General features: G+C 56.4%; 3 protein-coding genes. All 3 read right to left on the reverse strand.

The window, feature by feature from the left end; translation table 11 throughout:
* Window positions 1–887: 4-hydroxy-2-oxovalerate aldolase (gene dmpG, locus M0974_RS07610; protein ID WP_297834825.1), on the reverse strand; the 887-nt coding region annotated here is incomplete at its 3' end.
* Between the two features lie 10 nt (window positions 888–897).
* On the reverse strand, window positions 898–1,842 hold the full coding sequence (locus M0974_RS07615; RefSeq protein ID WP_297834827.1) for an acetaldehyde dehydrogenase (acetylating): 945 nt from the start codon (window positions 1,840–1,842) through the stop codon (window positions 898–900).
* Window positions 1,832–3,628 (reverse strand): feruloyl-CoA synthase (locus M0974_RS07620; RefSeq protein WP_297834829.1); only part of this gene is annotated, 1,797 nt, incomplete at its 5' end. The genes M0974_RS07620 and M0974_RS07615, both read right to left, overlap by 11 nt.

Genomic DNA, 3,628 nt, shown 5'->3' on the forward strand with positions numbered 1-3,628 from the left:
GCGTGGCGCAGGAAGCTTGAATAGACCCCTGCATACCCCAACGCCAAGCTCTCTCGATCGACCCGTACAGGGCGATCCTGCAGTGGCCGTACGATATCGTCGGCAGCGTCCATTAGCGTGTAGAGATCCGTGCCGTGGTTCCAGCCCAATCGTTCGGCAGCAGCGATAAACACTTCGAGCGGTGCGTTACCTGCCCCGGCTCCCATACCGGCCAGGCTTGCATCAATACGATCACAGCCTTCCTCTACGGCGGTGATCGAGTTGGCCACCCCCAAAGAAAGGTTATGGTGCGCGTGCATTCCGGTTTCGGTCTGGGGCTGAAGCAGCGCCTTGAACGCACGGAAACGATCACGAATGTCCTGCATGTTCATGGCCCCTCCCGAATCAGCCATGTATACGCAAGTCGCGCCATAGCTCTCCATCAGCTTGGCCTGTTGCGCCAGATGCTCTGCCGAGATCATATGGCTCATCATAAGAAAGCCGACGGTATCCATGCCCAAATCACGGGCGAATTCGATGTGCTGTTTTGACACATCCGCTTCGGTGCAGTGGGTCGCGATGCGAACCACTCGGGCACCAGCGTTATACGCCGCCTTAAGATCATGCACGGTGCCAATGCCCGGCAATAGCAGCGTAGCAATCTTGGCGTGACTGATGACATCAGCCGCCGCTTCAATCCACTCCAGGTCAGTGTGGGCGGCAAAACCGTAGTTGAAGCTTGAACCCTGCAAGCCGTCGCCATGAGCAACTTCGATGGAGTCCACGCCTGCCTTGTCCAATGCGCGCGCGATGTCCTGCACGTTCTGCACCGAATATTGGTGGCGCACGGCATGGCTGCCGTCACGCAGAGTCACGTCACTGATGTAAAGTTTTTTCTGGATGTCCATGAGTGCCTCCTCAGGCGTTGATCAGCGACTGCGCGATGCGTTCGGCGGTCGCCAAGGCTGCGGAGGTCATGATGTCGAGATTGCCGGCATACGCCGGAAGGTAATGGGCCGCGCCTTCCACTTCCAGGAACACCGAAGTTTTCAGCCCGGAAAATGTGCCCAGACCCGGGATCTTTAGCGGTGCTTCTTGGCCGATTACTTCAAATTGCACTTTTTGCTTCAGGCGATAGCCTGGGACGTAGGCATGAACCGCTTGAGCCATTTCCTCAATAGAGGCTTCAACTCTTGCTTGATCAGCCGCTTCGGACAGCACAAAGACCGTGTCACGCATCATCAACGGCGGTTCAGCAGGGTTCATCACGATGATGGCCTTACCCTTGGTGGCGCCCCCGATCACTTCGATGGCCCTGGATGTGGTTTCGGTGAATTCGTCAATATTCGCGCGGGTGCCGGGGCCTGCGGACTTACTGGCGATGGACGCGACAATTTCGGCGTAATGCACCTTGGCCACCCGCGATACCGCAGCCACCATCGGAATAGTGGCTTGGCCACCGCAGGTGACCATGTTGACGTTCAACTGATGGAGGTTAGCCTCCAGATTCACCACGGGTACACAGTAAGGGCCAATAGCCGCTGGTGTGAGATCGATCAAGCGAATCCCGGGTTTGATCGCACGCAAGAATGCGTCGTTCTTCACATGTGCACTGGCTGAAGTGGCGTCGAAGACAAAGTCGATATCGGTGAACTCGGGCATACGTGCCAGGCCTTCGACACCTTCGTGAGTGATCGCCACCCCCATGCGCTGGGCGCGAGCGAGACCGTCAGAAGAGGCGTCGATACCCACCATCACTGACATTTCCAAATGATTGGCATGGCGTAGAATTTTGATCATAAGATCGGTACCGATGTTGCCGGAGCCGATGATCGCAACCTTGTACTTACGTTCAGATGGCATGGGAGAGTGCTCCTGTGGCCTGGGCGAGTAGAAAGACCGCCGGGTCGAGTTGTTCGGCGTATAGGCGAGAGACCTGATCCGCACGAAGATTTAGTGATTGACGTTGATTGATGTACCCCTTATCGGTAATTTCACCGTCTTGGGGGTTGGCTGGAGTGTCGAGAATGACCAGCCGCTGGATGTGTTGGGATGAAGCTGGAGTTTCTTCGGCCAGGCGCAGGATTCCAGCCAGAAGCACTCCCCGAACGGCCACACAGGCAGCCAGCTTCTCAGCACTCATGTCATGACCACCCTCACCCGCCAACTCGCGCAGTGCCGGCGAGACAAACAAGAGAGCTCCCAATTCGTCGCGGTCATGTCCGGTAATTACACAGTCCTGGACATAGGGCGATAGGGCACTGAGCACCCTCACCCGCAGAGCGCTTACCGAGACCCAGGTGCCAGTGGTGAGTTTGAAATCCTCGGCTATTCGGCCATTGAACCGAACGCCTTGTTGCGGGGAGAAAGGGTCAATCAGTTCGCCGGCATCACCCGTGAAGTAATAGCCCTCTTCGTCAAATGCCAAAGTCGACAATTCAGGGCTATTTCGGTACCCGTTGAACACCGAATCGCCGCGAACTCGCATTTCCAGCTTGTCCCCATTGGGTACGAACTTGATCTCAATACCGGGCACGGGTAGGCCGATGTCAGCACAGACTTGAGTCGGGTAATGCACCATGGTCAGCACAGGAGAAGTCTCGGTAGCCCCCCATGCACTGGAAAAAAACAGTGGTTTGGCGCTCACCCGAGCAGCAACCGTTTTCAGCCGCTGCCATAGGCTGGGAGGTAATGCCGCCCCGGCGAAGAACACCATCTCCAGCCGTTCAAAGAAGCAACGGGCCAACGCGTCATCCGACTCCAGGAACGGCAACATGACCTCGTAGCCCTTAGGTACATTAAAAAACAGCGTCGGGCGCACCGAAGCAATGTTTTCCAGCGTCCGCTCGATCGCACCTGGTATAGGGCGGCCATCGTCTATGTAGAGGCTGCCGCCATTGCGTAATACCAGATTGAAGTTGTGATTGGCGCCGAACACATGGCTCCAGGGCAGCCAGTCAAGCACGATCATTTCGCTGTGCTCGACAAATCTCCAACACTGCGCAATTGATTGTTGATTGGCGCACAGCATCCGCTGGGTAGTGACCACGACTTTAGGTGCGCCAGTAGAACCGGACGTCAGCGAGTAGCGTGCCGTTGTACCAGGAGTAACTTGTTCGAAAGCAGCCATAACGGCTGGAGTTTCATCACACCCATATAAATCGCCCAAGTGAATCGCGCCACCAAGTTGGTCGTGATTACGGGCAACAATAACTGGACAGTCGGGGTGGGTCGCTATCAAGGCGTGTGCGAAACGCTTTGCGTCATTGGCGAAAATGACCGCTGGCCCAAGCAAGCGCAGGATTGTGTGCAGCTTGGTGCAGTCTCCCGCAGAGGGCGAGTAAGCCACCGAAATAGTCGCCACAGGTACACCGATGTGCATCGCTGCCAACGTCAGCAATGCATGGTCGATGTCATTTTCAGACAGCACCACTAGGGGTGCGTCTTTCGCAAGGTCCATATCCAGTAGGCCTTGCGCTAAAGCTCCGATTTGTTGTCGTGCCTGACCATAGCTCAATCGATACCATTGCCCTTCGCGGCGCTCGGCCAGGAAGGTCTGGTCGCTACGCACACTCCTCCAATGTTCAAGCCACTCGCCGACACAGCGAGCGTATGGCTGCAAAGTGTCGGGGGAGCGAAGCACAAAACC

It is taken from the genome of Pseudomonas sp. (genome assembly GCF_026224925.1).
Lineage (GTDB): Bacteria > Pseudomonadota > Gammaproteobacteria > Pseudomonadales > Pseudomonadaceae > Aquipseudomonas.